At 66.3% G+C, this 26653-nt stretch carries 30 protein-coding genes; 14 read left to right on the top strand and 16 right to left on the bottom strand.

What is annotated here, in order from left to right:
* The first annotated feature begins 15 nt into the window (after nucleotides 1-15).
* The 3 genes from RJ03_RS26475 to RJ03_RS26465 all read left to right on the top strand — a co-directional run bounded on the left by RJ03_RS26475 (nucleotide 16) and on the right by RJ03_RS26465 (nucleotide 2719).
* A complete protein-coding gene (locus RJ03_RS26475; RefSeq protein WP_051025280.1) occupies nucleotides 16-1053 on the top strand; it encodes a 3-oxoacyl-ACP synthase III family protein in 1038 nt (345 codons plus the stop codon).
* Nucleotides 1053-2153 carry an aminotransferase class I/II-fold pyridoxal phosphate-dependent enzyme gene (locus tag RJ03_RS26470; RefSeq protein WP_157163496.1) on the top strand — a complete coding sequence of 367 codons (1101 nt, stop codon included), beginning with the start codon at nucleotides 1053-1055 and terminating at the stop codon, nucleotides 2151-2153. Before RJ03_RS26475 ends, RJ03_RS26470 begins: the two co-directional genes overlap by 1 nt.
* Nucleotides 2154-2242: 89 nt before the next feature.
* Complete coding sequence (locus RJ03_RS26465; RefSeq protein WP_036506977.1) at nucleotides 2243-2719, top strand: hypothetical protein; 477 nt, start codon at nucleotides 2243-2245, stop codon at nucleotides 2717-2719.
* Nucleotides 2720-2780: 61 nt separating this feature from the next.
* Here the strand turns inward: RJ03_RS26465 and RJ03_RS26460 are convergent, their stop codons facing one another.
* Nucleotides 2781-4295, bottom strand: coding sequence for a UbiD family decarboxylase (locus RJ03_RS26460; RefSeq protein ID WP_051025279.1), 1515 nt, complete (start codon nucleotides 4293-4295; stop codon nucleotides 2781-2783).
* Between the two features lie 18 nt (nucleotides 4296-4313).
* Nucleotides 4314-4895, bottom strand: coding sequence for a UbiX family flavin prenyltransferase (locus RJ03_RS26455; RefSeq protein ID WP_232329236.1), 582 nt, complete (start codon nucleotides 4893-4895; stop codon nucleotides 4314-4316).
* 114 nt (nucleotides 4896-5009) lie between these two features.
* Between RJ03_RS26455 and RJ03_RS26450 the strand changes: the two genes are divergently transcribed.
* Nucleotides 5010-6044: an AraC family transcriptional regulator gene (locus RJ03_RS26450; protein WP_051025278.1), complete on the top strand. Its 1035-nt coding sequence runs from the start codon at nucleotides 5010-5012 to the stop codon at nucleotides 6042-6044.
* A 10-nt stretch (nucleotides 6045-6054) separates the two neighbouring features.
* On the opposite strand, the gene RJ03_RS35230 is transcribed toward RJ03_RS26450, so the two are convergent.
* From RJ03_RS35230 to RJ03_RS26430, 4 genes are all read right to left on the bottom strand, one after another.
* Nucleotides 6055-6966 (bottom strand): anti-sigma factor family protein, encoded by a 912-nt coding sequence (locus RJ03_RS35230; RefSeq protein ID WP_051025277.1) that lies wholly within the window; start codon nucleotides 6964-6966, stop codon nucleotides 6055-6057.
* Nucleotides 6963-7499 (bottom strand): sigma-70 family RNA polymerase sigma factor, encoded by a 537-nt coding sequence (locus RJ03_RS26440; RefSeq protein WP_051025276.1) that lies wholly within the window; start codon nucleotides 7497-7499, stop codon nucleotides 6963-6965. The genes RJ03_RS35230 and RJ03_RS26440 overlap by 4 nt, the downstream gene beginning before the upstream one ends.
* Before the next feature lie 72 nt (nucleotides 7500-7571).
* Nucleotides 7572-8195, bottom strand: coding sequence for a YqgE/AlgH family protein (locus tag RJ03_RS26435; protein WP_083871347.1), 624 nt, complete (start codon nucleotides 8193-8195; stop codon nucleotides 7572-7574).
* Between the two features lie 88 nt (nucleotides 8196-8283).
* Nucleotides 8284-8613 carry a GNAT family N-acetyltransferase gene (locus RJ03_RS26430; protein ID WP_036506969.1) on the bottom strand — a complete coding sequence of 110 codons (330 nt, stop codon included), beginning with the start codon at nucleotides 8611-8613 and terminating at the stop codon, nucleotides 8284-8286.
* 128 nt (nucleotides 8614-8741) lie between these two features.
* Between RJ03_RS26430 and RJ03_RS26425 the strand changes: the two genes are divergently transcribed.
* The 4 genes from RJ03_RS26425 (at nucleotide 8742) to RJ03_RS26410 (ending at nucleotide 12801) form a co-directional block, all read left to right on the top strand.
* On the top strand, nucleotides 8742-10352 hold the full coding sequence (locus RJ03_RS26425; protein WP_245552390.1) for an alpha/beta hydrolase: 1611 nt from the start codon (nucleotides 8742-8744) through the stop codon (nucleotides 10350-10352).
* Between the two features lie 136 nt (nucleotides 10353-10488).
* Nucleotides 10489-11667, top strand: a complete 1179-nt coding sequence (locus tag RJ03_RS26420) for a glycerate kinase (protein WP_083871346.1) — start codon at nucleotides 10489-10491, stop codon at nucleotides 11665-11667.
* A gap of 174 nt (nucleotides 11668-11841) precedes the next feature.
* Nucleotides 11842-12426, top strand: coding sequence for a DUF3558 domain-containing protein (locus RJ03_RS36300; RefSeq protein WP_083871345.1), 585 nt, complete (start codon nucleotides 11842-11844; stop codon nucleotides 12424-12426).
* A 6-nt stretch (nucleotides 12427-12432) separates the two neighbouring features.
* On the top strand, nucleotides 12433-12801 hold the full coding sequence (locus RJ03_RS26410) for a hypothetical protein (RefSeq protein ID WP_036506955.1): 369 nt from the start codon (nucleotides 12433-12435) through the stop codon (nucleotides 12799-12801).
* 14 nt (nucleotides 12802-12815) lie between these two features.
* On the opposite strand, the gene RJ03_RS36295 is transcribed toward RJ03_RS26410, so the two are convergent.
* Both RJ03_RS36295 and RJ03_RS26405 read right to left on the bottom strand, forming a co-directional pair.
* Nucleotides 12816-13022 carry a DUF397 domain-containing protein gene (locus RJ03_RS36295; protein ID WP_083871344.1) on the bottom strand — a complete coding sequence of 69 codons (207 nt, stop codon included), beginning with the start codon at nucleotides 13020-13022 and terminating at the stop codon, nucleotides 12816-12818.
* Complete coding sequence (locus tag RJ03_RS26405) at nucleotides 13012-13899, bottom strand: helix-turn-helix domain-containing protein (RefSeq protein ID WP_036506952.1); 888 nt, start codon at nucleotides 13897-13899, stop codon at nucleotides 13012-13014. Before RJ03_RS26405 ends, RJ03_RS36295 begins: the two co-directional genes overlap by 11 nt.
* A gap of 1115 nt (nucleotides 13900-15014) precedes the next feature.
* Here RJ03_RS26405 and RJ03_RS26395 point away from each other — a divergent pair.
* Together RJ03_RS26395 and RJ03_RS26390 are read left to right on the top strand one after the other, a co-directional pair.
* Nucleotides 15015-15449 (top strand): hypothetical protein, encoded by a 435-nt coding sequence (locus RJ03_RS26395; protein WP_218001005.1) that lies wholly within the window; start codon nucleotides 15015-15017, stop codon nucleotides 15447-15449.
* A 2-nt stretch (nucleotides 15450-15451) separates the two neighbouring features.
* Nucleotides 15452-15721, top strand: coding sequence for a hypothetical protein (locus tag RJ03_RS26390; RefSeq protein ID WP_036506940.1), 270 nt, complete (start codon nucleotides 15452-15454; stop codon nucleotides 15719-15721).
* Nucleotide 15722: 1 nt separating this feature from the next.
* On the opposite strand, the gene RJ03_RS35225 is transcribed toward RJ03_RS26390, so the two are convergent.
* From RJ03_RS35225 to RJ03_RS35215, 4 genes are all read right to left on the bottom strand, one after another.
* Entirely contained in the window at nucleotides 15723-16661 is a 939-nt protein-coding gene (locus RJ03_RS35225; protein ID WP_157163495.1) for an RDD family protein, read from the bottom strand.
* A gap of 178 nt (nucleotides 16662-16839) precedes the next feature.
* Nucleotides 16840-17499, bottom strand: a complete 660-nt coding sequence (locus tag RJ03_RS26380; RefSeq protein WP_036506938.1) for a hypothetical protein — start codon at nucleotides 17497-17499, stop codon at nucleotides 16840-16842.
* Nucleotides 17500-17502: 3 nt separating this feature from the next.
* Complete coding sequence (locus tag RJ03_RS35220) at nucleotides 17503-18921, bottom strand: hypothetical protein (protein WP_157163494.1); 1419 nt, start codon at nucleotides 18919-18921, stop codon at nucleotides 17503-17505.
* Nucleotides 18828-19151, bottom strand: a complete 324-nt coding sequence (locus tag RJ03_RS35215; protein WP_051025273.1) for a DUF6317 family protein — start codon at nucleotides 19149-19151, stop codon at nucleotides 18828-18830. Before RJ03_RS35215 ends, RJ03_RS35220 begins: the two co-directional genes overlap by 94 nt.
* A 402-nt stretch (nucleotides 19152-19553) precedes the next feature.
* Between RJ03_RS35215 and RJ03_RS36790 the strand changes: the two genes are divergently transcribed.
* Complete coding sequence (locus tag RJ03_RS36790; protein WP_036506936.1) at nucleotides 19554-21050, top strand: hypothetical protein; 1497 nt, start codon at nucleotides 19554-19556, stop codon at nucleotides 21048-21050.
* On the top strand, nucleotides 21047-21811 hold the full coding sequence (locus RJ03_RS26360; RefSeq protein ID WP_036506934.1) for an ESX secretion-associated protein EspG: 765 nt from the start codon (nucleotides 21047-21049) through the stop codon (nucleotides 21809-21811). Before RJ03_RS36790 ends, RJ03_RS26360 begins: the two co-directional genes overlap by 4 nt.
* 49 nt (nucleotides 21812-21860) lie before the next feature.
* Here RJ03_RS26360 and RJ03_RS26355 read toward each other — a convergent pair whose 3' ends face one another.
* Nucleotides 21861-22208 (bottom strand): winged helix-turn-helix transcriptional regulator, encoded by a 348-nt coding sequence (locus RJ03_RS26355; protein ID WP_036506933.1) that lies wholly within the window; start codon nucleotides 22206-22208, stop codon nucleotides 21861-21863.
* Nucleotides 22209-22356: 148 nt separating this feature from the next.
* Between RJ03_RS26355 and RJ03_RS26350 the strand changes: the two genes are divergently transcribed.
* Nucleotides 22357-23208: an NAD(P)-dependent oxidoreductase gene (locus RJ03_RS26350; RefSeq protein ID WP_036506931.1), complete on the top strand. Its 852-nt coding sequence runs from the start codon at nucleotides 22357-22359 to the stop codon at nucleotides 23206-23208.
* 8 nt (nucleotides 23209-23216) lie between these two features.
* On the opposite strand, the gene aroQ is transcribed toward RJ03_RS26350, so the two are convergent.
* Nucleotides 23217-23645 carry a type II 3-dehydroquinate dehydratase gene (gene aroQ / locus RJ03_RS26345; protein WP_036506929.1) on the bottom strand — a complete coding sequence of 143 codons (429 nt, stop codon included), beginning with the start codon at nucleotides 23643-23645 and terminating at the stop codon, nucleotides 23217-23219.
* Nucleotides 23646-23664: 19 nt separating this feature from the next.
* Nucleotides 23665-24249 (bottom strand): ATP-binding transcription factor AbmR, encoded by a 585-nt coding sequence (gene abmR, locus RJ03_RS26340; RefSeq protein WP_036506926.1) that lies wholly within the window; start codon nucleotides 24247-24249, stop codon nucleotides 23665-23667.
* Nucleotides 24250-24518: 269 nt separating this feature from the next.
* On the opposite strand from abmR, the gene RJ03_RS26335 reads away from it, so the two are divergent.
* Complete coding sequence (locus RJ03_RS26335; RefSeq protein ID WP_036507078.1) at nucleotides 24519-26201, top strand: NTF2-like N-terminal transpeptidase domain-containing protein; 1683 nt, start codon at nucleotides 24519-24521, stop codon at nucleotides 26199-26201.
* 22 nt (nucleotides 26202-26223) lie between these two features.
* Here the strand turns inward: RJ03_RS26335 and RJ03_RS26330 are convergent, their stop codons facing one another.
* The gene (locus RJ03_RS26330) at nucleotides 26224-26634 is read right to left on the bottom strand and encodes a DUF3054 domain-containing protein (protein ID WP_036506918.1); all 411 of its coding nucleotides are present in this window, start codon (nucleotides 26632-26634) and stop codon (nucleotides 26224-26226) included.
* Between the last annotated feature and the right edge of the window lie 19 nt (nucleotides 26635-26653).

Below are 26653 nucleotides of genomic sequence, written 5' to 3'. Positions count from 1 at the left end.
GATAGGTACGCCGAAATGGATTTCACCGATCCCGCCCTGCGGCTGGCACCGGTCAGTCTGGTCGATGTGGCCTCCTATCTGCCGGGTGAACCGGTAGGTACCGAATACTTCACGCAATTCTCGCGTTCGGAACGAATGGCGAAGAACGTCATGTTCCGCGCGCCGCACGGCCGCCATCACAAGGGCCGCGACGAAACCGCCGTGGATATGGTCGAACGCGCGGTCGCGCCGTTGATCGACCGGCACGGCGCCGGCACGCTCGCCGATATCGACGTGCTGCTCACCCACACCCAGCTGCCCGACAATCCCGTCATGGGCGCCGGTCCGGAGGTGGCGCGGCGGCTGGGGATGAACCCGAAATGGGTCTTCGATGTGCACAACGCAGGTTGTGCGGCATTCATCCACATGATGATGCTGGCCCGGATGATTCTGCGGACGACCGACGCCCGCACCGCGTTGATCGCGACGACGCAGAACACCGCCGGACCGGTCTTCACGCAGACCGAGATTCGCAAACTCGCGCAGGCGCCGGTGCCGGGTGACGGCTGCGGAGTGGGATTGCTGGTCAAGGACAATAGTGCGCCGATCCTCGACGTGGAATGCCGCACCTTTCCGGAATTCGCCGGGGATATGGATTTCTCCACCGGCTCCGAACGCAAATACTGGGAACCCGGTGAGGGCCAGGGCTGCGTGAGTTTCACCGAATCGAAGGTGACGAAGGTCTTCGCGCGCGGCAACCGGCTGGTCCCCGAACTCGCCCTCGCGGTATGCGACCGCATCGGGGTCAAGGGCCGCGATATCGACACCTTCGTCACCAACCAGCCGAATCGGCTGTTCCTGCGGAACTGGCACGATGCGCTGGAACTGCCCGCCGAACGCCATCCCGATTCCTTCGATCGGTGCGGAAATCTGTTCGCCGCGGGCATTCCCGTGACCCTCGATATCGAGAACCGGGCCGGCCGGTTGCGCAACGGTTCGGTGGTGCTGCTGGCGGCCTTCGCCCATGCCGGGGATTTCGCGGCCGCGGCCGCGGTGCGCTGGGGTGCGGCGTGATGAATTCCTCCGCCGGGGAACCCGTCGTGACGCAGCCGATGCCGCCGGCGCGGTTCGATCTGGCGCTCAGCGAAAACCCCTTTCCGCCACTGCCTTCGGTGCTCGCGGTGGTGAACGAGGCGATGCGCGGCGCCAATCGGTATCCGGAATTTCTGCCGCGGCGGCTTCCGGCCGTGATCGCCGCGCACCTCGGCGTCGATCCCGATCAGGTGGTCGTCGGTGCGGGGGCGACCGGTGTGGTGCTGCAGATCATGCAGGCGGTGTCGGGGCCGGGGCGGCGCATGGTGTTCGCGACCCCGACCTTCGACGGTTATCCGATCATGGCCGCCATGGCGGGCTTGGAAACCGTTGGGATACCGCTGGATTCGCACGGACGGCAACGCCTGTCGGTGATGGCCCGGGCGGTGAACGAGCGCACGGCACTGGTCGCGATCTGCCGCCCGCACAACCCGACCGGAACCGTGGTGCCCGCCGCGGAGTTGAAGGCCTTCCTGTTCGGCGTGCCGCGACATGTTCCGGTCATCCTGGACGAGGCCTATGTGGAATTTCTGGCCGATGCCGAGACCGTCGATCCCCACGAACTCATCGCCCACTATCCCAATCTCCTGGTGTTGCGCACCTTTTCGAAGGCGTACGGACTCGCCGGACTGCGCATCGGGTATGCCTTCGGTGCGCCGGAGCTGATCGCGCGGGTGCGACGGCTGCAACTTCCGTTCGGAATGCCCGACTACGCCGTGGCGGCCGTGCGCGCCTGCTATGCCGCGTCGGCCGAGCTCGCCGCACGCATCGCCGGTATCACCGCCGAACGCGAGTCGCTGCGAACTGCGCTGCGGCACAGGGGTTTCGCCGTGCCGTGCAGCCGCGGCAACTTTCTCTACCTGCCGGGGCCCGCGGTGCACGCGACGCTGGCGGACGCGGGGATCGCGGCCAAGGGATATCCCGACGGCAGTGCGCGGATCGCGGTCGGTGATCCGCGTGCCGATGCCGCGGTACTGCACGCCCTCGACGACCGCGCCGAGCCGGTGCCACGCCTCCATCCGCCGTCCGCGCGGGTCGCCGGGGATCGGTGCGCCGACTACCCGGTAGGGGTGGGGCGGTAAATTTTCTAGCAGCGCTAGACAAGCTAGTTATCTCCATCTACTGTTGCTGCATAAGCTAGCAACGCTAGATGATGACTAGGAGTCTTCCCATGCTGACCACATCCGCCCAGGTGCTCGCCGTGCTGGCCGTTCTGACCAACGCCATCGTCTACGGCACCGATGTCGCCGCCGCCCTCATCTTCCGGCCCGTCTACGCCAAACTCGACGACGCGACGATGACCGTCTCGGCCGGATGGGGGCACTACTACGGCGACCGGCGGATGCCGTTCGCCGGTGCCGGCGGTGTGATCAGCACCGTCCTCGCCGTCATCGTCGCGGCCGTCGCGGGAGCCACCGGCGCCGCGGTGGCGGCCGGGATCGCGTTGCTGGCGCTGCTGTCCTGGCTCGGCCTCTACGCGCGGATCGCCAAGCCGATCAACACCGCGCAGACCCAGGCGGCGATGACCGGCGTCATCCCCGCCGACGCCCGTGCGCTGCAGGACAAGTGGGAGAGCATCCTGGGCTACCGGGTCGGCCTGCAGGCCCTCGCCGTCGCCGCCCTGTGCACCACCCTCGCCCTGCTGTGAGACCGAGAAGCGGGCCGGAACATACGCCGGCCCGCACGGGCCGCCCCGAGACCCGGCGCAATCAGCGGTAGCCGTACTTGTGCCAGTTCGACAGCACCCGCTGCTGGATCTCGGCGGGCCAGCCGTTCTCGAAGCTGCCTTTGACCGGGCGCCTGCCGCCGGGATAGAGATCGGCGAGCCGGCAGTTGTAGACGACCTTGCCGGCCTTGAAGCTGTGTGCCTCTTCCTCGGACAGATAGACCGCCAGTTGATCGGATACCGCGGGCGGATAATGGAATTCGCCGCGATCGACATCGGGATGCGAGCGGGTGGCGAAGGCCCAGACCACCTCGTCGAGGGCAGTGATGTCGACATCGTCCTCGACCACCAGGATCTTCGGTGCGTTGACCGAGGTCTTTCCGGTGAAGATCACCGCCGCGATCCGATCGATCAATTCGTGTGATGCCAGTCCGGTGGTCTCGTGCCAGTCCTGGCGTATCGCCAGCGTCAGCCAGTGCACGGCGGCCTCGAAGTTGTACCAGGCCGAGGAGACCGGTAATCCGTTCTCCCGCAACAGATATAGGATTTCCGCCGCGCTCGTGGCGCCGATTATCGTGTGATCCTCCTCGACCGGCGGTCCTGCCGCCACGGTCGGCTGAATGGCGTCGTCCCGGTAGGTGATCGCGGAGACGTGGAACACCTGCTTCGGCGTCGCCTCGGTGGCGTTGTACCCGGGAAACTCGTTGAACGGACCTTCCATCACCGTCTCGTCCAGCGAAATATGGCCCTCGATCACGATTTCCGCGGTGGCGGGAACCATCAGATCGACCGTTTCCGCGGGGACGACCTTGATCCCCTCGCCGAACAGCGCTCCCAGATAATGACTTTCGTCGGCGCACTCGGGCAGCGGCATGCCGCCGACCCACGGCAGCGCCGGTTCGACGCCGATGGCGAGCGCGATCGGCATCGGGGCGCCGATCTCGGTCCATTTCGACCGGATGACGCCCAGATGCTGCGGCGCCGGAATCAGGCAGGCCAGGGTGTCGCGGTCGGCGATCATCATGCGATTGATCGACCAGTTCGTCCAGGACCCGTCCGGGGTGCGCACGATATTCATGCCGTAGGTCTGGATGTAGCGGCCACCGTCGTTACCGTGCAATTTCGGTGTGGGAAAGGCGAACAGATCGATATCGTCGCCCAGCATCACATTCTCCTTGCACGGGGCCTGGGCGCGCTCGACCACGACCGGTTCGATCCCCGGCTTGCTCCGCGCGCTCGCCAGCACATCGACGATCTGCTGACCCGAGGCATCGGCCGGCAGACCGAGCGCGAGCGCGATGCGGGCGAGCGGATGCCGCGGCCCCGACAGCGCACCCGGGGCGCCGAGTACGCGAAAGCCGGTGTCGCGGTAGCCGGTGATATCGGTGAAAAGTGGTGCGGGAGCGCGGAGATCATAGGAGCGCCGGATGATCGCGCCGATTTCCAGATCCCAGTCGACCTCGGTGTCGATGCGCTGAATTTCCCCGATCCGTTCCAGTTCGGCGATGAACTCGCGGAGGCTCTCGAGATGTTTGAGCGGCGTATTCGATTGATTCACAATCGTTTCCTCATACTGTCATTCGCCCCAGCGGGGCATATCCGGTACGTCGATGCCCAGCAGATCCAGCGCTCGGGCGACGGTATGGTCGACGAGTTCATCGATACTGCTGGGACGCAGATAGAAGGCGGGCGCCGGTGGCATCACGATCCCGCCCATTTCGGTCACCGCCGTCATCGCCCGCAGATGGCCGAGCGTCAGCGGTGTTTCGCGCACCAGCAGGACCAGCCGGCGGCGCTCCTTCAAGGTGACATCGGCGGCGCGGGTCAGCAGATTGTCGCCGTTGCTGTAGGCGATGGCCGACAGGGTGCGAATCGAACACGGTGCCACCAGCATTCCCGCGGTTCGAAACGATCCGGAAGCGATCGCGGCGCCGATATCGGACGGCCGGTACACGACATCCGCCATCGCCGCGAGATCCCTGGCGCTCAATTCCGTTTCGTATTGCCGCGTCTGCTGACCGGCCGGGGTGACCACCAGATGGGTCTGCACCCCGGCCTTGCGAGCGAATTCGAGCGCCCGTACGCCGTAGGCGATTCCGGTGGCTCCACTGATCCCGACGACCAGCCGCGTGGGCTGCTCGTCCACTCCTCGTGACACCGCCTCAGCCTCATCGGAGACGGCGTGTGACGGTAGGTCCGAACGTGCCGGTCACCGGACCGAAGACGTCAGCTTCGCGCCGGCGACACGCCGACGGCCACTTATCATGGTCGGGTGGACGAGTCCGTACCTGCCTATAATGCGGTAATTGTCCGTTGTGTACTGAAAACCGCGGCGGACGGCCTCGATATTCACGCGCTGTTGCGCGAATCCGGAGTTCCCGAAAGCGTTTTGACGAGCGAATACGGCATGGTCACCAGCGGCGCCTATTTGCGCCTGTGGGAACGCGCCGAGTTCCGGCAGCCCGCCTCGGACAGCGGATTGCGCATCAGTACGACCTACTACCTCGGTAAGCACGGCATTTTCGATTATCTGTTCAGCACCGCCGCGACCGTCGGCGCGGGCCTGGCCACCGTCCGCCGAGCCGGCACCGCGATGGCGACCAACCACCGCTACACGGTGCGCACCGACGAACTGCGGGGCGAACAAACCCTCGCGCTGGAACTGGTGGAAGGCGACGGCCGCGGTGCCGAGCTCACGGTGCAGGCCTCTTTCGCCAGCACCGTGGCGCGCATCCGGCACGGAAGCGGCCGATCGGTGTCACCGTCGCGAATCACCCTGCGACAGAAGCCGCCCCGATCGCACCGCACCTTCGCCGAAGCCTTCGGGACCGACCGCATCGACTTCGACGCGCCGGCCGACACCCTCACCCTGCGCACGGCCGATCTGAATTCACCGCTGCCGACCGCGGATCCCGCGCTGGCGCAGATCGTCCAGCGCTACGCCACGATGATGGCGACACCGCTGCTGCGCGACCCGACCTGGCCGGATCGAGTGCAGCGCACACTGACCCAGGCGTTGCGCGAACGGGACGCGACACTCGAGGCCGTGGCACGCCGGCTCGCCGTGAGTCCGCGAACACTGCAGCGCCGGCTGGCGGAATCCGGTACGACGTGGCGGCGGGAACTCGATCTGGCGCGGCGGTCCGTCGCCGGCACCGTCGCCGAGACGACGACCCAATCCGCACTGGCGTATCGGCTCGGCTATTCGGACGCGCGGGCATTGCGGCGGGCCGCGCGGCGGTGGAAATCCGATATCGCCGCCGAAACCGCGGTGGAGGGCGATCTCGATTCCCGGCGGACCGGCTGAGGGCCGTCGCTCACACCGTTCCGCGCAGGAACACCTGATTCGTTGTGGTCGAACGGATTTCGACCGATCGGATCTGATCCGGTGGGGCCGATGTGATGCCGTCCGCGGTCACCGTCTGGCCGGGATGTGCCGTCCACTGGGCCACCATCGACTGCGTGCCGTCGGTATGCACCACCCACAGGGCGCCGTCCCAGGTGTAATCCGTATCCGAGGGCGCGTAGTTGCACGACATGTTCACCCGGGTACCGGAACGCAGTTGCGTCAGAGTGAAATTCGCGGTGATCGGAGACGGGATCACCTGATCCATCTGCCGCTCCGTCACCACCTGCTCGGCGGTGGGCGGATTGTTGTGCTGGGTATGGGCGACGGTTATCGGGATGGTGATGGCGACCGCGGCCGCGGCGGCAGCCACCGCACCGGCCAGGGCGAGCCATGGACCGCTGCGGCTGCGCTTGCGCTCGCGCGCGTCGGCCAGGGAGGCGGGGGCTTCCCCCGGCTCGGTGCGGCCGGTTTCCGAGGGCGTCTCGCGGACCGTCGGCGTGCCCGCGGCCCTGTCCCGCTCGGCTGCGCCGGATTCGGCGGCCGGGCCGGTAGCGGGATGCGCTTCGAAGGGCAGCATCCCGGCGCCGTCGGTGGTCGCCTCGCTCGCGCGCACCCGGTTCAGCAGGGCGTCGAAGCCGGCGTCGCCGAAATTGCCGGCATGGTGGGCGGACTCGTCGTCGAGCAGCGAGAGGGCGACGTCATCGGGTACGTGGCTGAGCAGTCCCGGCAGGCCCGACAGATCCGCGACGGCGAGCCGGCATTCGTCGCAGTCGGCCAGATGCGCCTCGTATTCGAGCCGCTGGTCGCGGTCGAGGGCGCCGAGCAGATACGGCGCATCCCAGGTCGCGTAGTCGTCGTGTGACGCGGTGTCGGCCGTCATTTCGTCACCCCCATCTCCTGTAGGGCCGAACGCAACGCTCGCATCCCGTAGTGCATCCGGGATTTGACGGTGCCCTCGGGTATCGCCAGTTCGTTCGCTATCTGCTGTGTCGACAATCCGCGATAGTAGGCCCGCACGATCACCTCCCGGTGATCGGAGCTCAGCCGAGCCAGCGCGTCGGTGATCACCCAACTGTCCACTGCGCGTTCCGCCTCATCCGGAGCCGTCTGTTCGGGCGGTGTGTCGGTGCCGTACTCGCGTCGATGCCGCGCACTGCGGAATTCGTCGACCGCGAGATGCCGGGCCACGGTGAACAGCCACGCCCGCGCCGAGGCCGTCGACTGGTCGAGGACCTGCGGCCGTTGCCATGCCCGCAGCAGCGTCTCCTGCACGATATCCTCGGCGCGCCCGGCATCGCCGACCAGGCTGTAGGTGAATCGCCACAGCGTCGGTGCATGCTCGTCGTAGAGCACCCGCAACAACTGCGCCCGGGAGGGCGCCGCGTCGACGGGGGGGATCGCGGAGTCAGACATCGGCGCCGACCGGGCGTATCCGCCGCCTCGGTCGAGGCGAGCGTTGGGGGACCACACTCCGTGGATACGTAATCAATTGCGTTCTAGTTCGATGGGGTGTGTCGCCAGCAGCGACAGCGGCAGCGGCTGCCGGCGCAACACGTGCGCCCACAGATCGGTGCGTCGCGCCAGCGGATCCGACGGCAACGCCGACAACACGATCCAGTCCCCGCGTTCCAGTTCGCCCTCCAGCTGGCCGAAGGTCCACCCGGCGTAGCCGGCGAAGATGCGGATGCCCTCGACCAACGGTGCGATCGAGTCGGGGTCGGAGTCCAGATCGAGCAGCGCCACGCGACCGTCCACGCGGCGCAGCCCGCGGATGCCCTCGATCGAGGCACCGACGCGGACCGTGGTCAGACACAGTGCCGAATCGCGCTTCACCGGCCCGCCCACATACAGGGTGCGGGGTCCGGCCGCGAGATCGGCCCAGCGTGGCAGCACATCCTGCACCGCGGTTTCGCTCGGGCGGTTCAGGACGACACCGAGACTGCCCGCATCGTTGTGTTCGACGATGTAGATCACGGTGCGCCGGAAAGTGGGCTCGACCAGCTCCGTTGCCGAGACCAGCAAGGTGCCGGGCCGCACCGCCTGCTCCTCGTACCGGGATTCGCGTCTCGGGCGGTCGCCGTGTTCCTCTGCGCGTGCCACGGTAGCCATCATCGCACCGTCGCGGGGCGCGCGCTGTGTTTAGTGGCGCGTGATTCGCGGTTGGATTCCGGAGCGGCCGGCTCGACGAGTCCGCCGGCTACTGCGGCAGGCCGAATCGTTCGCGCGCCCATTGCGGCACCATCGCCAGATATCGCGGCCGGGATTCGACGAAGTGATGGACCATCGGGCACAGCGGCAGAATGCCGAAGCCCTGTTCCACGGTCCGGTCGAGCGCACCCTGCACCAGCAGGCGGCCGTAGCCCTGGCCCTCGTACTGCGGGTAGATCTCGGTGTGCACGAAGGCGCGCTCGGAGGCGGTGTCCTGATAGGCGGCCACCCCGGCATGCTGTCCGTCGGCCCATAGTTCGAATCGGTCGAACTGTGGGTTGTCTCGAATCTCGGTGTTCTGCTGCGCACCCTGCGTCATCCGCTGAGCCTAGAACGTGCCGATCACCGCGGGCGGGCGGCTCCGCCGACATCCTTGCCCGTGTCGGGAGTGGTTCGAGTTGTCGCACCCGGCACGGGTGGCGACAATGCAGAGGCTCGAGTGGTCGGATGCTCGATGCGACGACGGCCGTCGACCGGCCGGACGGGGAGACGGCGCGGATGGGACGACGGGGACTACCGGTGGCGGCGCGATCGGCGTCCGTTGCGGTGCTGACGGTGGTTCTCGCCGCGCTGGCGCCGGTGACCGCGCACGCCGAACCGGGTTTCGGGACGTGCCCGGCCGGCTCCGTCGGCGAGGGGACCCCGGCCCGCTGCGCGTCGATCTCGGTGCCGATGGACTACGCCGCCCCGGACGGCGCGCGAATCGATGTCACCGTCAGCCGGATTCGCGCGAGCGGGCAGCGATACGGGACTCTCTTCGCCAATCCGGGCGGGCCCGGTGCGGACGCTCTCGGCTACTGGGACGCCCGGCTGTCCCAGCTGCCGAAGGATCTGGTCGAGCACTACGACCTGGTGGCCGTGCAGCCGCGCGGCCTGCGCTGGTCGACGCCGCTGACCTGCGGGGCCGAGATCGCACAGGACGCCGACCATGAGCGCGAACCGCTCCGGAAGGCATGTGACACCGCCCAGCCCGGCTATCTGCGGACCATCACCACTGAGGCCACGGCCCGCGATATGGATGCGGTGCGCGCGGCGCTGGGAGTGGACCGCATCGACTTCCTCGGCATCTCCTACGGGACCTATCTGGGCGCGGTCTACGCCTCGCTGTTCCCCGAGCGTGTCGACCGGATGGTGCTGGACTCCAACGTCGACCCGCAGTGGGTGTGGACCGAACAGTTCGCACAACAGCAGCTCGCGGGGAAACAGCGGCTCGACGATCTGTTCGGCTGGATCGCCCTGCACGACAACGTCTACCACCTCGGCGATTCCGCGCTGCGGGTGTACGAGACCTGGGTGCGGCTGGTGTCGGCACAGGGCGGCGGCTGGTACGCCAACCTGACTCCGCCCCCGGTATCGGCGGCCGACCTGCCGCGCGAGCTGCCCGCACCGCTGCCGGCACTGGCGCGCGAGGGCGTGAACGCCGGTGCCGAGGAGATGGGCAAGGCGCAGAATCTGGTGCGCGCGTTGGCCTCCGGCGGTATGTCGGCCCAGGTGCCGTTGGTATCGGCGACGACGGTGGCCGCCTACACCCGCGGTTTCTGGCCGAGCCTGGCGCAGGCGATGGCCGAGGCGAATACGCAGCCCGGTGACCTGCGCCGGATGCGCGCCATCGCGGGCGCGGCGACCACCGACCCGACCGGTCGAGCGGTGTTCGCCGCGATCACCTGCAACGAGAACGCGGTGCCGGCCCGGATGGACGCCATCGGTTCGGCGGCCGCCATCGTCGCCTCCGGCGGCAATGCCCTCGACGCCCGCGCCGATCTGGTGCGCAGCGGATTGGCCTGCGCCGATTGGGATCCCGTGACCACACCGGTGCCGATCGCCGATCACGGCCTGACCACGGCCCCGCTGGTACTGCAGAGTCGCAACGACGCGGTGACCGCCTATCCGGGCGGTCCCGCGATGGCGGCGGCGCTGCACGGCCATCTGATCACCGTCGACGGTGGCGACCACGGGACCTTCGGCCGCGGTAATGCTCCGCTCGACGACGCCGTGGTGCGATATCTGCGTACCGGCGAGGTCGGGATCGATCAGGTGGATCAGGCGCCGATGCCGTGAGTCCGGCCGGACCGTGACGGTCGCGGCGGGATGTCGGGGGCGCCGGGCGGCTGCGGTGGATCTGGTGCACGGCATCTTCGGGGCATGCGCAGTACCGTGAGCGTGTTCGCCTGCTTGCCGACGGATTGGGGTTGCGATGGTGCGTGGGAGGCCCTGGCGAGTGGTGGTAGCACCGGACAAGTTCAAAGGATCGCTGGCGGCGCCCGCGGTGGCGGCGGCGATCGCGGCCGGAATCGCGCGCGAGGCGCCCGACGCCGAAATCCGGCAGGTTCCGGTGGCCGACGGTGGTGACGGAACCGTGGACGCGTTCGTGGCCGCGGGCTGGGAGCGGGTGTGGGTCGATGCGGTCGGGCCCATCGGTACGACGACCACAGCGTGCTATGCGATCCAGGCGAAGACGGCGTTGATCGAACTGGCGGAGGTGGTCGGACTCGTGCGGTTGCCTCGAGGCCGGTCGGCGCCCATGGATGCGACTACCTACGGACTCGGCCGGCTGATTCGGCACGCACTGGACCACGGTTTCCGCGAGATCGTTCTGGGGCTGGGCGGTAGCGCCTCGACCGACGGCGGCGCCGGCATGATGCAAGCGCTGGGACTGCGCATCCTCGATTCCGACGGACACGAATTACCCTGTGGCGCAGTCTCACTCGCGAAGGCGCATACCGTCGACTGCTCCGGTCTGCATCCCGCGATCCGTGACACCACGTTCGTCCTCGCGAGCGACGTCGACAACCCGCTGCTCGGACCACACGGCGCCGCAGCGGTTTTCGCGCCGCAGAAGGGCGCCTCGCCGCAGCAGTGCGAAGAGCTCGAGCGTGGCCTCAGCCGTTGGGCCGGCGTGGTCGAGCGGTGCGCCGCCACACACACCTCGGCCTCCGGCCATCCGGACGCATCCCGTACCGCGCCGCTGGGGTATGCCGAGCGTCCCGGGGCGGGCGCGGCGGGTGGGACCGGATTCGCGGCGATGTCGATGCTCGGGGCGCGGCCGCGGTCCGGGATCGAGGTGATTCTCGAGTTGATCGATTTCGCCGGACAGGTCCGGGACGCGGACTTGGTGGTGACCGGCGAAGGGGCGATGGACGAACAGACATTGCGCGGCAAGGCGCCCGCCGGAGTCGCGGCCGCCGCCGCGGGCGTGCCGGTGGTCGCCGTAGCCGGCCGCTGCACCCTGACCCCGGAGCGACTGCGCGCCGCCGGCTTCGCCCGCTGCTACCCCCTGAGCGACCTCGAACCCGATCCGGAGCGATCCATCGCCGAAGCCGCGCCCCTGCTCGAAGAACTCGGTGCCCGCATAGCGCGCGACTACCTGATGTGACGGGCTCTTCGAGATTCCGGAAGGTCATGTGTCAGCGACCCGGTGGAAGCACAGCCCCCGGCCGCTCGGCGGCACCGGTAGCGGCGGCCAACCGCCCGTTGACCTGGCTCAGCACTCCTCTATCGCCCTAAGGCTGCTGTAGCCTCAGGGCAATCGACTGTGGAGGGGAGTGCTATGGCAAGCCGTACTATGTCGGCCGCACTGCTGAGCGCTGCGGCGCTGGTGGGCGTGACGGTGGCGGGATGTTCGTCCGACTCCGACGCAAAGCCGCAGACTGCGACGACAACACATGCCCAAGGCGTTGCCACGACGACGCCCGCAGCTGCGTCGAATACCAGTTGGAATCCGTGTTCCCTTCCGGATGCCGACATTGCAGCAGCGGGCCTGAATCCCGCCAAACGTCACACCGACACCGACAAGTACGCGCAGAAGTTCCCTGGTTGGGATGTTTGCGGGTGGGATAGCGGCGGATGGATACGGCTCCAGGTGTTTTCCACCAGCGTTCATACTTTCGATGAGGTAAAGAACAACACCACGTTGTTCAGCAACCCACGTTCGGTGAACATCGGTGGACGCGATGCCGTCATGCTCGATCGAACCGCAATCCCCGATGGTTGCGTGATCCTTTTCGATGTACCCCATAACCCGATCGAGTTCGAAATCAACCCCTCACTCGCTGCGGACTCGACGGGTGACGCATGCGCCGAATTGACCCGCATCGCAGGAATACTCGTCAAGGACCTGCCGACAGGAAAGTAGGGGGCCGTGTCCGATCTGGCAACGTTGCAGCAGCTTGGGGCTCAAGTCGAGCAGGGCAATCTGAGGCTGAAGGTCCACAGAAGCCAGCTCGAAGCTGCGATCAAAGGGCTGCAGGACCTTATTGATCAGATTAATGATCTGAGTCTTCACGTCGAAACTGTCGCGCAAGTAACAGGTTTCGGTGGCTTCCAGATGGGTTTGGACCTCGCCGAGAAGTTCACTCGAAAGGGCAGCGGGGAGGGAAGCATCCGACAGCGCATCAAGGAAGCTATCGACGAATTGAAGTCAGCTCAAGATGTTATCCGGAAGGCCGCCGAAGCATACGCCGAAACAGACGACGCTTACCGGAAAGAGTACGAAGGGTTCCAATTCTGATCAGGCGTGGCTGGTCACGATCGGTGGAAGCGTCCTGCCTTCAAACTTGCGTTAAACGCGTCCCATTCGTCAGGTGCGAAGACCAGAGCGGGACCGGTCGGATTCTTCGAATCACGAACGCCGACAGCGCCGTTGGTGAGCCATGCGACCTCTACGCATTGAGAATTGGATTCGCTGTAGCTGCTCTTGCGCCATTGCGGGCCGGATAAATCAACACTCACCGTCGTGCTCCCTTGCTACCTGCCGTAGCAGGTTTCGCGTGCTCGTCTCGTCCAGCGCGGTCTGCCGGATGACCTCGACCAGTTCATGGTACTTCCGCACGTCGTCCTCATTTTCAAGGTAGATATCACTGCTCATACCCCCGTCGAGGTAGACCACGGGCGGCTCCACGGCCTGTCCATCGGTGTTCGTTCCGAATTCGATGATGACGAACTGGCTCGGCACGATCCCCCAGGGCAATCCGCCGTGGTACGGATGGACACGGATCGTGACATTCGGCCGTTTGCCGGCCTCGGCCAGTTCTCGTAGCTGTCCGCTCATCACGCGATGTGTGCCGACGACCTGGCGCAGGGCGGATTCACTCAGCAGGACCTCCAGTCGGACAGGGTTCGCCTTCCTGGTCAGGATCTTCTGCCGCTTCAAGCGCACCGCGACCCGGCGGTCGACTTCTTCCTGTGTGTAGCCGGGATAGGAGCCGATTAGGGCCCGCGCGTAGTCGGCGGTTTGAAGCAGCCCCGGCACCACGGCTTGGTATGTGATCAGGCTCCGCGCTGCCGCTTCCATTCCGACATACATGTTGAAGGCGTTGCTGAACATGCCACCGAGCGCCGTGATGTCCGGGTCGTCCGCGGCCTTCGCGGCAAGGCCGATAGCCCTACCGGTCTCATCGACGTCCACGTCGTAAAGCTCGCACAGTTCGCGGACATCCTGTTTGCGAAGCTTTTGAGGTCGCCCGGTCTCCATCCGCTGCAATGCCGCCGTGCTGAGCTGAACCTCGTGTGCGGCCTGTGCGATGGTCAGCCCGGCCTCGAGGCGACGCTCGCGAAGGAACCTCCCCAGTTGGCGGCGGAGCAACGTGGCGGATTGGCTTCCTGACATGCGACTTCCCCTCCCCGATTGAGCGAGATCATTCGCGAACCTGAGCAGAGCGTGCCACAGTTCTGAATGTGTTCGTGGGAAATTGAGTCAACTGGTTTGAACATTCAACACGGCATTTCAAAGCCCCGCTTGTTGTGCTGTGCTGTAGCAGTTCAACAGTCGGGTCGCGGCTCCGCGTAGGCGATCGAGCAACCGCGAAGCGCCGCGGTTGCCCGCAGCTGAAGAAGTCCGTCCGTTCGATTCTGATTCCGTTCTGTCCCAACCTATTCCGCACACAGCGGCACTATCGGTGAGGTTCATCATGCCTGTCGTATCCCCATGGTTGCCATCGACCGACATCAGCCAACGGCGGCGGTCGGCACGCTGTCGACGGCCACGCATGAGGAGGTGGTAGCAAAGTGTCCAGCTTCGACGCCCCATGGATTCTTCTGTCCCAGTGTGGGATCGGCAGCTTCTCGCCGGATGCGCAGCGTTTGGTCGGCGTGGCGTGCCCATCCTGGCTGTGCTCCGGTCTTGTTCCGCTGGTCGACGGAAAGATCGCCGAACATCACGTTCGGGAGGGTGAACGTTGCCCGTGGTCCGGTACGCGCGTTGTCGATGATCGTTCAGCCTTCGCTACCAGGAACGACGGCGGTGCTCGATGAGCTTTCCGGAGTGTGTCGCGAACCTGTCAGGCTCGCCCGTTCCGACCGAACCCGATGTCACGGTGTCCGTCTATCTCACCTCATCGAGCCGGCATGCTCTGACATTCGTCGCATGCGAATCGGCGGCGCGGCGGTTCGCGGACCACTGGCAACGGTACGGCGGTTGCGCGGCAGTCGAATTCACTGCGCCGGAGGAGAACTGTGCACGTCTGCCCTGTGAGCGATTGTGGGTGATTCCGTGAACGGCCCGCTGTTGGTCCTCTTTGGGATCGCTGGCTCCCTCGGCGCGGCAATTGCGTTGTGGCAGAGCGTTTGTACGAGAGATGAAAACGACGCCGCGATCGCGTCGACGGCAAAAGCGATGGAGGCGGGATGACTGACATGATCGGATCGTCGACTGACACGCCAGCGCGCCCACCCTGTCGTCCAAGGTCAGCCCGACCGAAGGCCGTCGGGTTGGTGCGGACAGAATTGTCCGGCATCGACACCGCAGCACATGCACTCGGTGTCCAGTGCTATGCAGACTACCTCGGCTATCGATGGACTTTCACTGTTCGCCCACCGCAGGGCACCCGTGATCCACTCGGCTACACCCTAGGCATTGCCGCCAGTATGGACGCCGCAGCGATCATCGTGGTCGACGCGACTCATATCGACCACCGGACCGAAATCGTCACCGCTGGTTTCGATCTGCTGACCATTACGCCGCCTCGGCTGTGGCGAGCGGGCGCACTGAAACCGGTTGCTGTGCAGCAGGTTCCGTTGAACGACTGCTCCTGGGAACCGACTCATCTGGAGGGCGACTGCGCTCGCCGCCTGTGGAACACCCACCGCGACTGCCTTCCGGACTGCCGGGCTCGGCTCGCCGCGGGAGCAGCCTTGTCCGCGCGGGATGAGGTGGACTGAACATGTTCGTGATGACGACAGCGCTGATGATCATCGCCTGCGGCGCCCTTATCGGCTTCGGCTGCTGGTTGCCGCCACGCGCAGACGGTTTGTCCGTTGCCGCACTGCAACGACGCTTGGCGGTCGAAAGCTACTGCCGAGAACTCGGTTCCCAATGGCCTGCCAGGACGGAGGTGGAGCTCGATCGTGAGCGTGTGCTGGCCCGATTGCACACGTTCGCCGCACCGCAGAGCACGCGTCGCCGAGATGTGCACCACCCGCTCCCGGGGTGATTCATCGACGCATATCCCGGCGGCGAACCGCGGTCAGGAAGTAGTGCTCGGGGTGGTCGGGGCCGATAGCGTTTCCGGCGATCGCGAGGGGGAGATACACGTCGAACAGCCAGATGGCCAGCAGTCGGCCGAACGAGGGATATGTGCCGGTGTCCGGACGCAGTGCGACCAACCCGAACAGCGCCTTACCGACGGTGGTGTGAACTATCGCTTGCACCACCACACGGTCGACGAGCGAGGCGATCAACCAGCCGAGGATGACGAGCCCGACATTCAGCCCGAGGTGTCCTCGATCGCCGGCGTATAGCGCCGCAAGTGAAAAGTTCGGACTCGTGAGTACGCCCAAGGTCAGACCACAGGCGAGATGAACGGTCACATCCAGCGTGAACGCCGATACCCGCCGCAGTGTTCGAGGCGAGGGATAGCGCGGGTCGGAGATGGAGCCGTGTCGAATCGATTCCGGCGCTCGACTTTCGGGCTGTTCCATCATCACCCGGCCGTTCCGCTCGACCATCACGAATCCGCTCGTATGTCGGTCGGCTTCGGCCCGCGCCTCGCGGAAAGTGAATCGCGGAGGCTGTCGCGACGGTGAATAGTATGCGTACCGGAGATCGCCGCCACCGGGCCGGGAGACGACACCGTACTTTCGTGGGTCGCCGGCGAACCAGACCTCGACGGTCTTGTGCCCGACCATTTTTCCGATGTCTTTTCGCCACGTGTTGAGGAGCAGTGCGGATACCGGCTGCCGCTGCGGGTCGAGCAATTCCACCCACTCGTATCGCCCCGTGGATATGTAATTGATCGGCCATACCGTCCAGGCATGGCGCTTCAGCGACCGCTTGCGGCGCCGGTGAATCCACACCATCCCGCCACCGACGGTGATCCCGACCGTGAACAACACCACCGACGCCATCATCGCCACCTTCAAAGCCGCGCGCACCGGTGGGGAGGGTGCGCTGTCAGCGAGGGCGACCAGCATCAGAGTAAGGGGCGCGCAGGCCACACCTACGAGCAGTAGGAGCCAGCGCGGCCACCCCATCCGCCGCATCGCACGGCGGGTCTCGGGGCAGTGGATCGCAGCCGGAGGCTTCGTCGTCGTCGAAAAGGTCATCGCAGTCTCACAAATCCAGCGATGACAGGGGAGGAGTTGGGCGCGAATCTCTGATCTCCAACGACTGTGCGATCGAGAACATCATGGGCAGGAATTCCTCCCCCTTCTGCGTGAACGAGGTCGACAACTGCACAACGGCGAGTGCGGTACCGTCCCCGGAGGGCACAACTGCCTCGATCTGGTACACGCTCGCATCGCCCTCGATTTCTTGTTCCTGTCCGTGCCATTCCGGCGCCGGTAATCGCAGGATTCGGTCCGACAACAGAGCGTTCTTGCCGGCGAAATCGACGACCTCGCTGTGCATGTACTCCTCCGCTCGTCCCCGAGTGACGAGATAGTCGGCAAGTGCCAGCCTCGGGTTCTTGGGCTCGCCATATCGGACGGCGCTGAGGACCAGCGTCGACGTGACATCCGAGCCGTCTGCCGCATGGTGCTTTCCGAGACCGCAGTAGACGGCCCCGAGCCCGCCGAGTCCTCGCAGGAAGACCCGAAGCGCCTGCAACATCCTGGGGGCCGCGGAGGAGATTTGTCCCGGTCCGGCGTCCGTGAACAATTCCTCGGCCCGGGCAACGGTCCCGTCGATATCGCGCAGGGGCAGCGGTATGAATCCCTGGGGGATCCGGACTTCGACGTCGAGCGATGTCTCACCGAACAGTGTTTCGGCCATCGGTCAGTCGTCCCCACCGAATGGTGCGACCAACGACGAGACCACCTTCTTGGACCGGGCGAACAGATCGATCGCTTCTGCGGTGGAAACCGTAACGTGGGTACCGTCGGCCACCCCCGTCGCTTTGAAAACGGTCGCCGCGACCTGATTCATCCCAAGCGCCGACGTAACGCTGTTCGGAACGCCGGGAACTTTGCCCAGAAGATCGGTGGCGGAGCCTATTCCCTTCGACAACAGACCGGGCTCGTGGGTGGCTGCCTCGTACATGGCCCGGCCCACCCGCTCACCCATACCGACCGACTCGGCGGCGTGCCGCCCCGCGGACACCGCCGTGACCGCTTCGGCCGCGGCGTCGCCGGCACGGAGAGCACCCCACCCCACCTTGCCCGCCGCCACCACCGACCCACCCGCCGGCGCGAGTCCCAGTGCGTCCAAGCCGACGGTCTTCCATGCATCGAATTCACCGTTCATCAGGCCGGCTCGAACTTTCGGATCGGTCAGGTCGAGAGCGAGCAGCCCTGCCGACGCGATCGCCCCCACCGCGAATCCGATGGCATCGATCGGTGGCGGGGTGATGAGCGCGATCAGGCCACCGATAGCCGCGACGGCGGAGAGTATTTGATGCAATCCTTCTCGGTGTTCGTCGAGAAACTTTCCGACCGCTTTTACTGCGTCGCAAATCTTGTCCCAGATGCTTTCGTCCGGTGGGCTCGGAGCGAAATCCTTTGCCGCTGTGTCCAATTCGGAGGCGATTCGCCGAGCCATTTTGTCATGCTCGGTTTCGAGATCGCGAGCGCGCTGGATGATCGCATCGATCTGTCCCTGACAGTTGTCCACCGCGGTGCTCGCCGAGCGGACCTGCGCGGTCGCCGCGTCCAAACGGGATTGGGCGGCGGCCAACTGCTCGGCGTCGGAGAAGCGTGTATTCGCCAGACCGAGGTCGGGATTGGATTGTGCCTGTTGAAGCGCGGTGACCGCGCGGGCGTGTTCTCCCCGCGCCACGGCGGCCTCGGTCTCCAGCCCGCGCGCGGTCTCCTGATAGCCGACGAGGCCGTTGTGCCACTCGTCGAGCAGACCCACAGCACGTGTGAGTGAGGACTGTGCGTAGCCGAGGTCTTGGGCCAGGGTGGAGTCGAAATGCGCGCGAAACGCGTCGCCTCCCTGTCCCTTCCACACGTCATCGTTGCTGTTGCGCAGCCGATTCAACAGATCGTTGGTTTCCGTCACGGCGATGGCGGCCGTGTCGATCTGCCCGCGCAGGCCCGAGACGTCGTCCGGAGCGCCGGGGACCGGGTTGAAACCCAAGTTGGGATAAGGATTTTGCGCTTTCATGCCTTCTGCCCCTCGGCCATAACCGCGTTCCCAACCTCGGTCAGCACCTGGGCAAGGGCGTCGTCGGTCTGTTGATAGGTGTCGCGGCATCGGTCGATTCCGTCCGCCGTTCCCCGCGCCGCCTCACCGATGCGCTGGATACCGTAATGCCAGCGCCGCTGGAAACTGTCGGCCGCGTCGTCGAGTTCCTTCGTCCCGATACTGCTGTGGCCCCCGGCGGCCATTTTCGCCATCGCATCGTTGAGCACTTGCTCGGAAGCGCGCAGCGACTGCACCGCCTTGCTCAACGCGTCGATGTCCACCTGCAAAACGCCCGCCACGACACTCCTTCTCGCGCTGATTCTCGAACCCACTCGAGGCCTCGTTCACAGATTTGGACGTCACCGACGGCCGGCCGGTTCCCCTAGGCAAGGATTCCGTCGACGCCTCTCCAGTGTCGCGTGCAGGTTGGCGACCGGGCCGGTACGACGCTCCGGTGTCATCACGGTCGAGCCGGAGTGCACCTACGCGCGATCGGCTGGGCATGGCGCGGACACCTGGGATAAAGTCTCCGCAGCAGGGGGTTTCACGCGTCCTCATGCAGCGGCGAGTCGGAGGGGGACAGTCATGCGAGCGAAAGTCGAGCGTCGTACCGGTGCGCGGCCAACGGTCTGGCGAGGCCTCTCACGCGAGGTCGCGCAGGCGCGTGTTTTCGTAGCAGCCGGCATCCACAGGGCGCAGCCGTGACTCCCCCACCGGAACCGTCGAGCTATCTGGACCAAGGTAGTGGCGACTTCCTGCGGCGGCTCGACGCCATGAGCAACAGCTTCTATGCGGGGATGGTGTCGGGTTCGAATACGCAGGCGTGGGATGCCGATCAGCTCGCGTTGCAGCAGCAGATCAATGTGCTGGCCGGTCAATTGCGTATCGATGTCGATCCGCAGTCGATTACCGGTGGGGACAACTTCGAGCACCTGACGTTGGAGCAGATTCGCGATCTGACCTATCAGATCAAACCCGATGTCGTGCACGCGGTTTCGGAGGCGTGGAGCAATATCGGGTCGGGTATGGCCGATGGTGCGGACACGGCTCGCAAGAAGGTCGTCCAGGACGCGATCGCCAACGGCTGGGAGGGGGCTGCCGGTCAGAAGGCGGCCCAGACGTTCGGGCGTGTTCTGGACTCTGTCGCCGATATCGGCAAGTCGGCGTCGATGGTCGCGATGAAGATTGCCTTTGCGCAGCGCGGTAGCGACGAGACTTTCCGGATGCTGACTCCGTTGTTGCAGGCGATGGTGCCCACGGGAACAGGGCCGATTCTGCCTCCGGGATCGCCGACGTTGGGGCCGGCGGCCGCGCCGACGGGACCGCAACTTCCGATCCTCGCGGAGCAGCAAGATAAGGACTCCCAGAAAGAGGAAGCACGGCAGGCGGCTCTGCAGGTGCTCCGGAATGTGTACTCACCCGGCATTCGTGGTGGGGATCAGGCGGTGCCGGTGCTGCCCACGGTCTATCCGGCGGCCGCTCCGGGCGGCCCGGTTGGTCCGGCAGGCCCGGGGCCGGTTTCGCCGGTGCCTGGTCCATCGAATTCCGGTGGCGGTGACCAGAATCCGAGACCCGGCGAGGTGAATCCGGGCTCCGATCCGAACACCGGGACCGATGGGAACCAATCGCAGGGGACGCAGCCGAGTTCCGCAACTCCGAGTAGCGGGCAGAACCCCTCCAGCACAACAAGTTCAAGCGTGCCGAACGCCGCCTCCACGACTGCCGCCGGTTTCGACCCGAGCGGTGGGCTGGGCGGTGGGACTTCCGGTTCCGGACTGGGCGGCGGTCTTCACGGTTCCGGATCGGGTGGTGGTTCCCACGGTTCCGGACTGGGCGGCCTGTCCGGTTCGGGCGGTGGTACTGCGCGTCCGGGACTCGGATCGTCGATACCCGGTGGCCCCGTTGCATCACCGGCGGCTGCCTCTTTGGGGGGAATGCGTGCTCCGAGTCAGCCGGGCGCCGCCGGTACGCCGGGCATGTCACCCGGCGCGGGTGGCAAGGGCAAGTCCGAGGAGGACAAGGACCGACAGTCCGCGGAGTATCTGCGCGGGCAGCACCTCGAGGAATGGATCGAGGACGGGCGGAGGGTATTGCCCGCCTACGGCGCCATCGGGGATGAGTCGTCGCAGCAGCAACCACCCGCAGCCCGATCGGCGAATCCGCCCGATCGCGGCCGAGCGCCGGGAGAGTATCGGTGATTCACTGGCAGTTGACCAGTGCCCAGTACGAGGCGGCACTGTTCGCGATGGAGCGCGACCGCCTGCCGTACCCGACCTGGAATACGTTGCGTGCCATCGACGAAGCGGATCTGATTCGCCGGCGCCGGGAAGCCATCGACAGCCTGCGCCCGCGCGTGGACGACGATTTCGCGCGCCTCATCGGCACCCTCACCGAACCTCAGGTCCGGTTGCATGTCCACGGCCGCCTCGGCGCCGACCCCGACAACCCCGATGTACAACTGCGCGGCTACGCCGGTTTCGGACCTTCCAGCGCAGCGGTCGCCATTCAGGACCCCGATCCGGAACCCGGTGCGAGCGGCGATGTTTCGGTCACTCTGTGCACACATGTCCAGGCCTTGGACCTGCTCGCACGCATGCTTCCCGAACTTCCGCCCGGCCGCCACGAACTGGGTGGCCTGAAGTCCGAACTCGACCTCGAGCCCGAGTCTCTCGGGTGGCAACGCCGGCCAACGCTCCGGGAACGTATGAACACATTCCTGGCCCGCCCCCGCAGCGGCTGGGGCGAAGTCCTGTGTTACCCAGGACGATTCCTCGACAATCGCACCGACGGCGCCCAGGGCTTCGTGTGGATGGACTTCCCAGGTGACGGCCGCTACTACGTCCACCAAGACCCAGCCGGCTACACCATCCAACCCATGAACCACGACGGGTTCGTCAACCACGCCCGCGTCCTCGCGCGCCGAGTACGAGAACTCGGGACACGACCCGCACACGCCTGAGAACCGGCGCCGAAATCCACGGTCCGACCCCACAACAGCTGACCAGCCCTCACGCGAACGCGGTCTCGAACAGTCCGTCGCGGCGCCGTTCACCCCACTGTTCGAGTGGGCGCAAAGCCGCGGCCAATGCGACGCCCGCGGGAGTGAGCGAATATTCCACTCGCGGCGGGATTTCGGGAAACACCTCGCGGCGGACCACGCCGTGGGATTCCAGATGGCGGAGATTCTCGGTGAGCACCTTCTCGCTCACCCCGGGCAGCAGGGCGCGGATGCGGCCGAAGCGCTGCGGGCCCTCGCCCAGCACCCACATCAGGTGGAGTTTCCACTTGCCGCCGACCACGTCGATGGCCACCGACATCCCGCAGACCGAGTGTTCTGTGTCACAGTCGTCCGCCATCTCATCCTCCTGAGCTTTTTCCGAACCTCGAGGTAAGCAACCGCACGTCGACGTGCGTTATTGCCCCGGACCCGGATCCCGGTGACGATCGAATCCGGCGCCGATCGGAAGAACTTCGAAACAGCTTCGAAACAGCAAGGAGTACACCATGTCCGAACGTTCCTCCGTCACGGTGATCGGGCTGGGCCCGATGGGCCGGGCGATCGTGCGCGCACTGCTGGCCGCGGGCACCGAGGTGACGGTCTGGAATCGCAGCGCCGACAAGGCCGAGGCGATGGCGGAACTGGGCGCCCGTCGCGCCGAGTCGGTGGCCGACGCCCTGGACCGCAACGAGGTGATCGTGCTGAGCCTGACCCACTACGCCGCCATGTACGACGTCCTCGGCCTGGCTCCGGAAGGGTTGCGGGACAAGGTGATCGTGAACCTGTCCTCCGATTCCCCGGAACGCACCCGCGCGGGCGCCGAATGGGTGCGCTCGCACGGGGCGCGGTTCCTGTCCGGCGGATTCATGTCGGCCGGCGACAACATCACCCATCCGGCGTCCTACATCTTCTACAGCGGCCCGCGCGAGGTGTTCGACGCACATGCCGACCTGCTGCGCCCGCTCAGCGCACCGGAGTACCTCGGCGCCGACGACGGGCTGGCGCAGCTGTTCTACCAGGCCCTGCTCACGCTGTTCCATCCCTGGCTGATCGGCTACAACCAGGCCCTGGCCGTGATCGAGCGCGCCGGCCACGACGCCGACCGCTTCCTGCCGTTCGCGCAGCGTTCCGCCGAGGCGTTCCCCTTCTTCATGGCCGAATACGCCGCCGCCGCGAAGTCCGGCGGCTGGGGTGACGAGGCCGCCGCCCGCATGATGGTGGCGGGTGCGACCCACGTCGTCGAGACCAGCGAGGAGGTGGGGGTGGAGGCCACGCTCTCGCACACCGTGCGCGAGCTGTGGGAGAAGGTGGCCGGCGCCGGAGTGCCGATGTATCGGCTACTGCGCGACGGGGCCTGAGCGAACGCTCAACGGGTGCAGAGGAATTCGATCGCCGCCGCGTATCCCCGGATGCCCATTCCGGCGATCACCGCGGTGGCGATCGGCGAGATGTAGGAGTGGTGCCGGAATTCCTCGCGCGCGTGCACATTCGAGATGTGCACCTCCACGATCGGCACCTCGGGAATCACCAGGGCGTCGCGCAGGGCCACCGAGGTGTGGGTCAGGCCGCCGGGATTGATCACGATCCCGGCTTCCACCCCGCGGGCCGCATGAATCCGATCGATCAGCGCCCCTTCGGAATTGGACTGATAGGCGGTGATCTCGCGATCGAAGCGGGCGGCGGTCGCCCGGCACAGCTCGACCACGTCGTCGAGCGTGTCCGAGCCGTAGACCTCGGGCTGGCGGGTGCCGAGCATATTCAGATTCGGGCCGTTGAGCACGAGAATCGGTGCCATGACCGGTACCCTAGCCCGGTCACAGGCCGCGCGGCCCCTCGGCTCGCAGGTCGTCCACCTTGCGCATCGCCGTCCGCAGTTCCGCCAACCACTCCTCGGCGTGCTTACCGGCCAATTTCACCGTCCACGCGAGTGCGTCGGCGCGGGAGCGGGCGACCCCGGCGTCGACGAGCGTGTCGAGCACCTTGCGTTCGGGCTGGCGCAGCCGCGTCATCACCGGAACCGACAGATGGGTGAACAGGGTGCGTTCCCCGTTGACCGATACGCCCCACGCCACATTGCGGCCGTAGCGTGCCTGGGCCTCCTGGGCGATCTGCATGCGGGCCGGTCGCGTCGACTCGCGGAAGCGCGCGATCAGTCCGTCCACCGTCGCGGGTGACGGTTCGGAGCCGGCTGCGTCCTCGTCGCCGGATTCGGGGGCCGGCAGCGCCAGTTCGCCGATCACCACGATCTCGTCGCGGTCGATCTCGATGGTCGCCGGACCGCTGAACCACTCGCTCGGCAACCTTCCGGCGAACCAGTCCGGAGCGTCGGCGGCGTCGGGGAGATCCGCCTGTTGCCAGCCGCCCGGCCGCCCGAATCCACGTCCGTGTCCGTGTCTCATGATGTTTCCTCACTGCGAGAGTTTCGCTGTAACTGTGATTACAAGATTACGCCGCAAGGTGGCTCGTCAGGTTTCGCTGTCGGAGGAAAGGGGAAGGTCCGAACACGTCCGCGGATTTCGCCGACCGGCTGCAACGGATGTCGGGGATCGGGCACTATTGTGGTCGCTGAGCATGGAAGATGCGGTCGGTGCCTAGGTGGGACCGCGGGCAACTCCTTCGGGTACCGTTGGTCTTGTTGCTGGAGTGACAAGAGTGAAGAGTGGGCGACATGGATGTGTGGGGATCCCGCCGCTTTCGCGTTCGGGGCGCAGTGGCACTGGCCGCAATTGCTGCCGTAGCGATCGTGATGGGGTCGTGCGATTTTCACAGCACGCCGAGCGGACCCGAAGGGGTCGTCGAGCATTTCACCCAGCTAATGGATGATCGCGATGCCGCCGGCGCCGCCGCACTGACCTCGTACCCCTCCGGTGCCGAGAGCACCCTGAAGTCCATGTTCGACGGACTCCAGCCCGGTAAGCCCGATTACAAGCTGGTTCAGTTCATCAGCCTCGACGGCGATTCGGCGATGTTCAACCTCAAAGCCGCCTGGAATTTCGGCCCAGGTAAGGACTGGAGTTACGACCTGCAGGGTAATATCCGCAAGCTGGCTATCGGCTGGCGGATTTCCTGGGACCCCACCGTCGTCATGCCGCAACTGGACTCCAAGCGCTCGGTGAAACTGGTCCGCACCGAGGCGACGCCGCCGCCCAAGGTCAACGACAACGACGGCCAGCCGCTGCTGACCCAGCAGACCATCAACGTCATCAAGGTGGACCCCACCAAGACGGGCGATCTCGTCGGTACCACCAACGCCCTGGCCGATGCCATCGCGCCGGTCGCCCCGCTCATCACCGGTGCCTCGCTGATGCAGCAGCTGGCGGGCGCACAGGGTAAGCCGATCACCGCGGTGAGCCTGCGCGAGGACGATTTCGCGATTCTCGAGCCGCGGATGGCCTCGATTCCCGGCGTGGTGATGGAGAAGCAGCCGAGGCTGATCGTCGCCGACCGGCGGGTGTGGTCGCCGATGACCGAGGCGCTGCAGAAGGTGTGGCAGGAGAACCGGGATCAGCACGCCGGCTGGGGTGTGCAGCTGTTCGAACCCGACGGCAAGATGGTCACCCAGCTCGCCGGATATCAGGGACCGCCCGGACCGGACATCGCCTCCACGATGGACCAGAAGCTGCAGCGCGCGGCCGAGGACGCCGTGGTGAGTGTGGGTACGGCCGCATCGATCGTGGCGATTCAGCCCTCCACCGGAGCGGTCGTCGCGGCCGCCCAGAACAACTACGCCAGTGCTCAGGGCGCGCCCGCCTTCACCGCGACCTATCCGGTCGGCGGTGCGATGGACCTGTTCAAGGCGGTCGCCTCGATTCAGAAGAAGAAGGCGCCGCAGGACGTTTCGGTGCAGGATGCGGCCGAGGCGGCGGCCATGCTGGGCGTCGGTATCGGATTCAAGGTTCCCGGGCTGGACGAGACCACGGGCCGGCTGCCGATCGGTGGTCGCGGCGTCGAGCAGGTCAAACAGGGCGCCAACGATCCGATTCTGGCGAGCCCGTTCGGAATGGCGATCGCCGCCGCCACGATCGCGCGCGGATCGGTGGCGCCGCCGATGATCGAGATCGGCCGGCCCGGCACCACCGAGGCCAAGCTGGAACCGCTGCCTGGCGATGTGGTCGACAAACTGCGCGGCATGCTGCGCGACGCGACCGCCAGTCCACAGGAGGTGACGGTCGCCCGCTACGCCGGGGTCACGGCCTTCACGGCGAACGCCGGTTCGGACGGGTGGCTGATCGCCAATGCCGGTGACCTGGCCTTCGCCATTCACATCGATGATGTCGACAGCGGTGACGCCACCTCCCGGATGGCCGCGCGCATGCTGCAGTCGCTGGCCACGCCGGACGACAAGAAGTAGCCGTCGAGAAGCGGTCCGCGGGTCAGTTCACGGATGCGCCGGTGACGCGAATGCGCCGGGCGGCGAGGGTCCACACCGCGCGCCAGCCCAGCAGGAAGACCGCGAGGACCGTCGCCGCGACGATGACGAAGCTGACCGCGGTGCCCTGACCGCTGATCACCCGCAGCACCATGCCGCCGATCAACGTCGACAACCACACCGCCACGCCGGTCGGCCACACCGCCGATCCGTCGAAATGCGCGAACGCCGCTGACAGTCGCCCGCGGCCGGCAAGAGTCAGGGCAATCACCCAGCCGATCAGCAGACCGGCGCCGAACGGCCAGACCGTGCGCAGCAGACCCGCCGTCACCGCCTCGTCGTGGCTGCGCCGGCCGATCGCGCAGAACACGATCACCAGCACGACATCGATCAGCAGCGGCAGCCATTTCCTCACGATCGCCAGGGTAGTGACA

The organism is Nocardia aobensis NBRC 100429 (genome assembly GCF_000308375.1).
GTDB lineage: Bacteria > Actinomycetota > Actinomycetes > Mycobacteriales > Mycobacteriaceae > Nocardia > Nocardia aobensis.
This window is presented reverse-complemented; position numbering and strand designations above follow the sequence as displayed.

Bases quoted from the DNA above. Each gene is read 5' to 3' on its own strand.
- RJ03_RS26380 (WP_036506938.1), bottom strand. From the start codon at position 17,499: ATGGCCGAAACACTGTTCGGTGAGACATCGCTCGACGTCGAAGTCCGG.
- RJ03_RS26405 (WP_036506952.1), bottom strand. From the start codon at position 13,899: ATGTCAGGAAGCCAATCCGCCACGTTGCTCCGCCGCCAACTGGGGAGG.
- RJ03_RS26390 (WP_036506940.1), top strand. From the start codon at position 15,452: ATGTTCGTGATGACGACAGCGCTGATGATCATCGCCTGCGGCGCCCTT.
- RJ03_RS35230 (WP_051025277.1), bottom strand. From the start codon at position 6,966: ATGACGGCCGACACCGCGTCACACGACGACTACGCGACCTGGGATGCG.
- abmR (WP_036506926.1), bottom strand. From the start codon at position 24,249: ATGAGACACGGACACGGACGTGGATTCGGGCGGCCGGGCGGCTGGCAA.
- RJ03_RS26335 (WP_036507078.1), top strand. From the start codon at position 24,519: ATGGATGTGTGGGGATCCCGCCGCTTTCGCGTTCGGGGCGCAGTGGCA.
- RJ03_RS26435 (WP_083871347.1), bottom strand. From the start codon at position 8,195: ATGGCTACCGTGGCACGCGCAGAGGAACACGGCGACCGCCCGAGACGC.
- RJ03_RS35220 (WP_157163494.1), bottom strand. From the start codon at position 18,921: ATGCCGCGACACCTATCAACAGACCGACGACGCCCTTGCCCAGGTGCT.
- RJ03_RS26425 (WP_245552390.1), top strand. From the start codon at position 8,742: ATGCTCGATGCGACGACGGCCGTCGACCGGCCGGACGGGGAGACGGCG.
- RJ03_RS26465 (WP_036506977.1), top strand. From the start codon at position 2,243: ATGCTGACCACATCCGCCCAGGTGCTCGCCGTGCTGGCCGTTCTGACC.
- RJ03_RS26355 (WP_036506933.1), bottom strand. From the start codon at position 22,208: ATGGCGGACGACTGTGACACAGAACACTCGGTCTGCGGGATGTCGGTG.
- RJ03_RS36300 (WP_083871345.1), top strand. From the start codon at position 11,842: ATGGCAAGCCGTACTATGTCGGCCGCACTGCTGAGCGCTGCGGCGCTG.
- aroQ (WP_036506929.1), bottom strand. From the start codon at position 23,645: ATGGCACCGATTCTCGTGCTCAACGGCCCGAATCTGAATATGCTCGGC.
- RJ03_RS26350 (WP_036506931.1), top strand. From the start codon at position 22,357: ATGTCCGAACGTTCCTCCGTCACGGTGATCGGGCTGGGCCCGATGGGC.
- RJ03_RS26475 (WP_051025280.1), top strand. From the start codon at position 16: ATGGATTTCACCGATCCCGCCCTGCGGCTGGCACCGGTCAGTCTGGTC.
- RJ03_RS26430 (WP_036506969.1), bottom strand. From the start codon at position 8,613: ATGACGCAGGGTGCGCAGCAGAACACCGAGATTCGAGACAACCCACAG.
- RJ03_RS26470 (WP_157163496.1), top strand. From the start codon at position 1,053: ATGAATTCCTCCGCCGGGGAACCCGTCGTGACGCAGCCGATGCCGCCG.
- RJ03_RS26420 (WP_083871346.1), top strand. From the start codon at position 10,489: ATGGTGCGTGGGAGGCCCTGGCGAGTGGTGGTAGCACCGGACAAGTTC.
- RJ03_RS26440 (WP_051025276.1), bottom strand. From the start codon at position 7,499: ATGTCTGACTCCGCGATCCCCCCCGTCGACGCGGCGCCCTCCCGGGCG.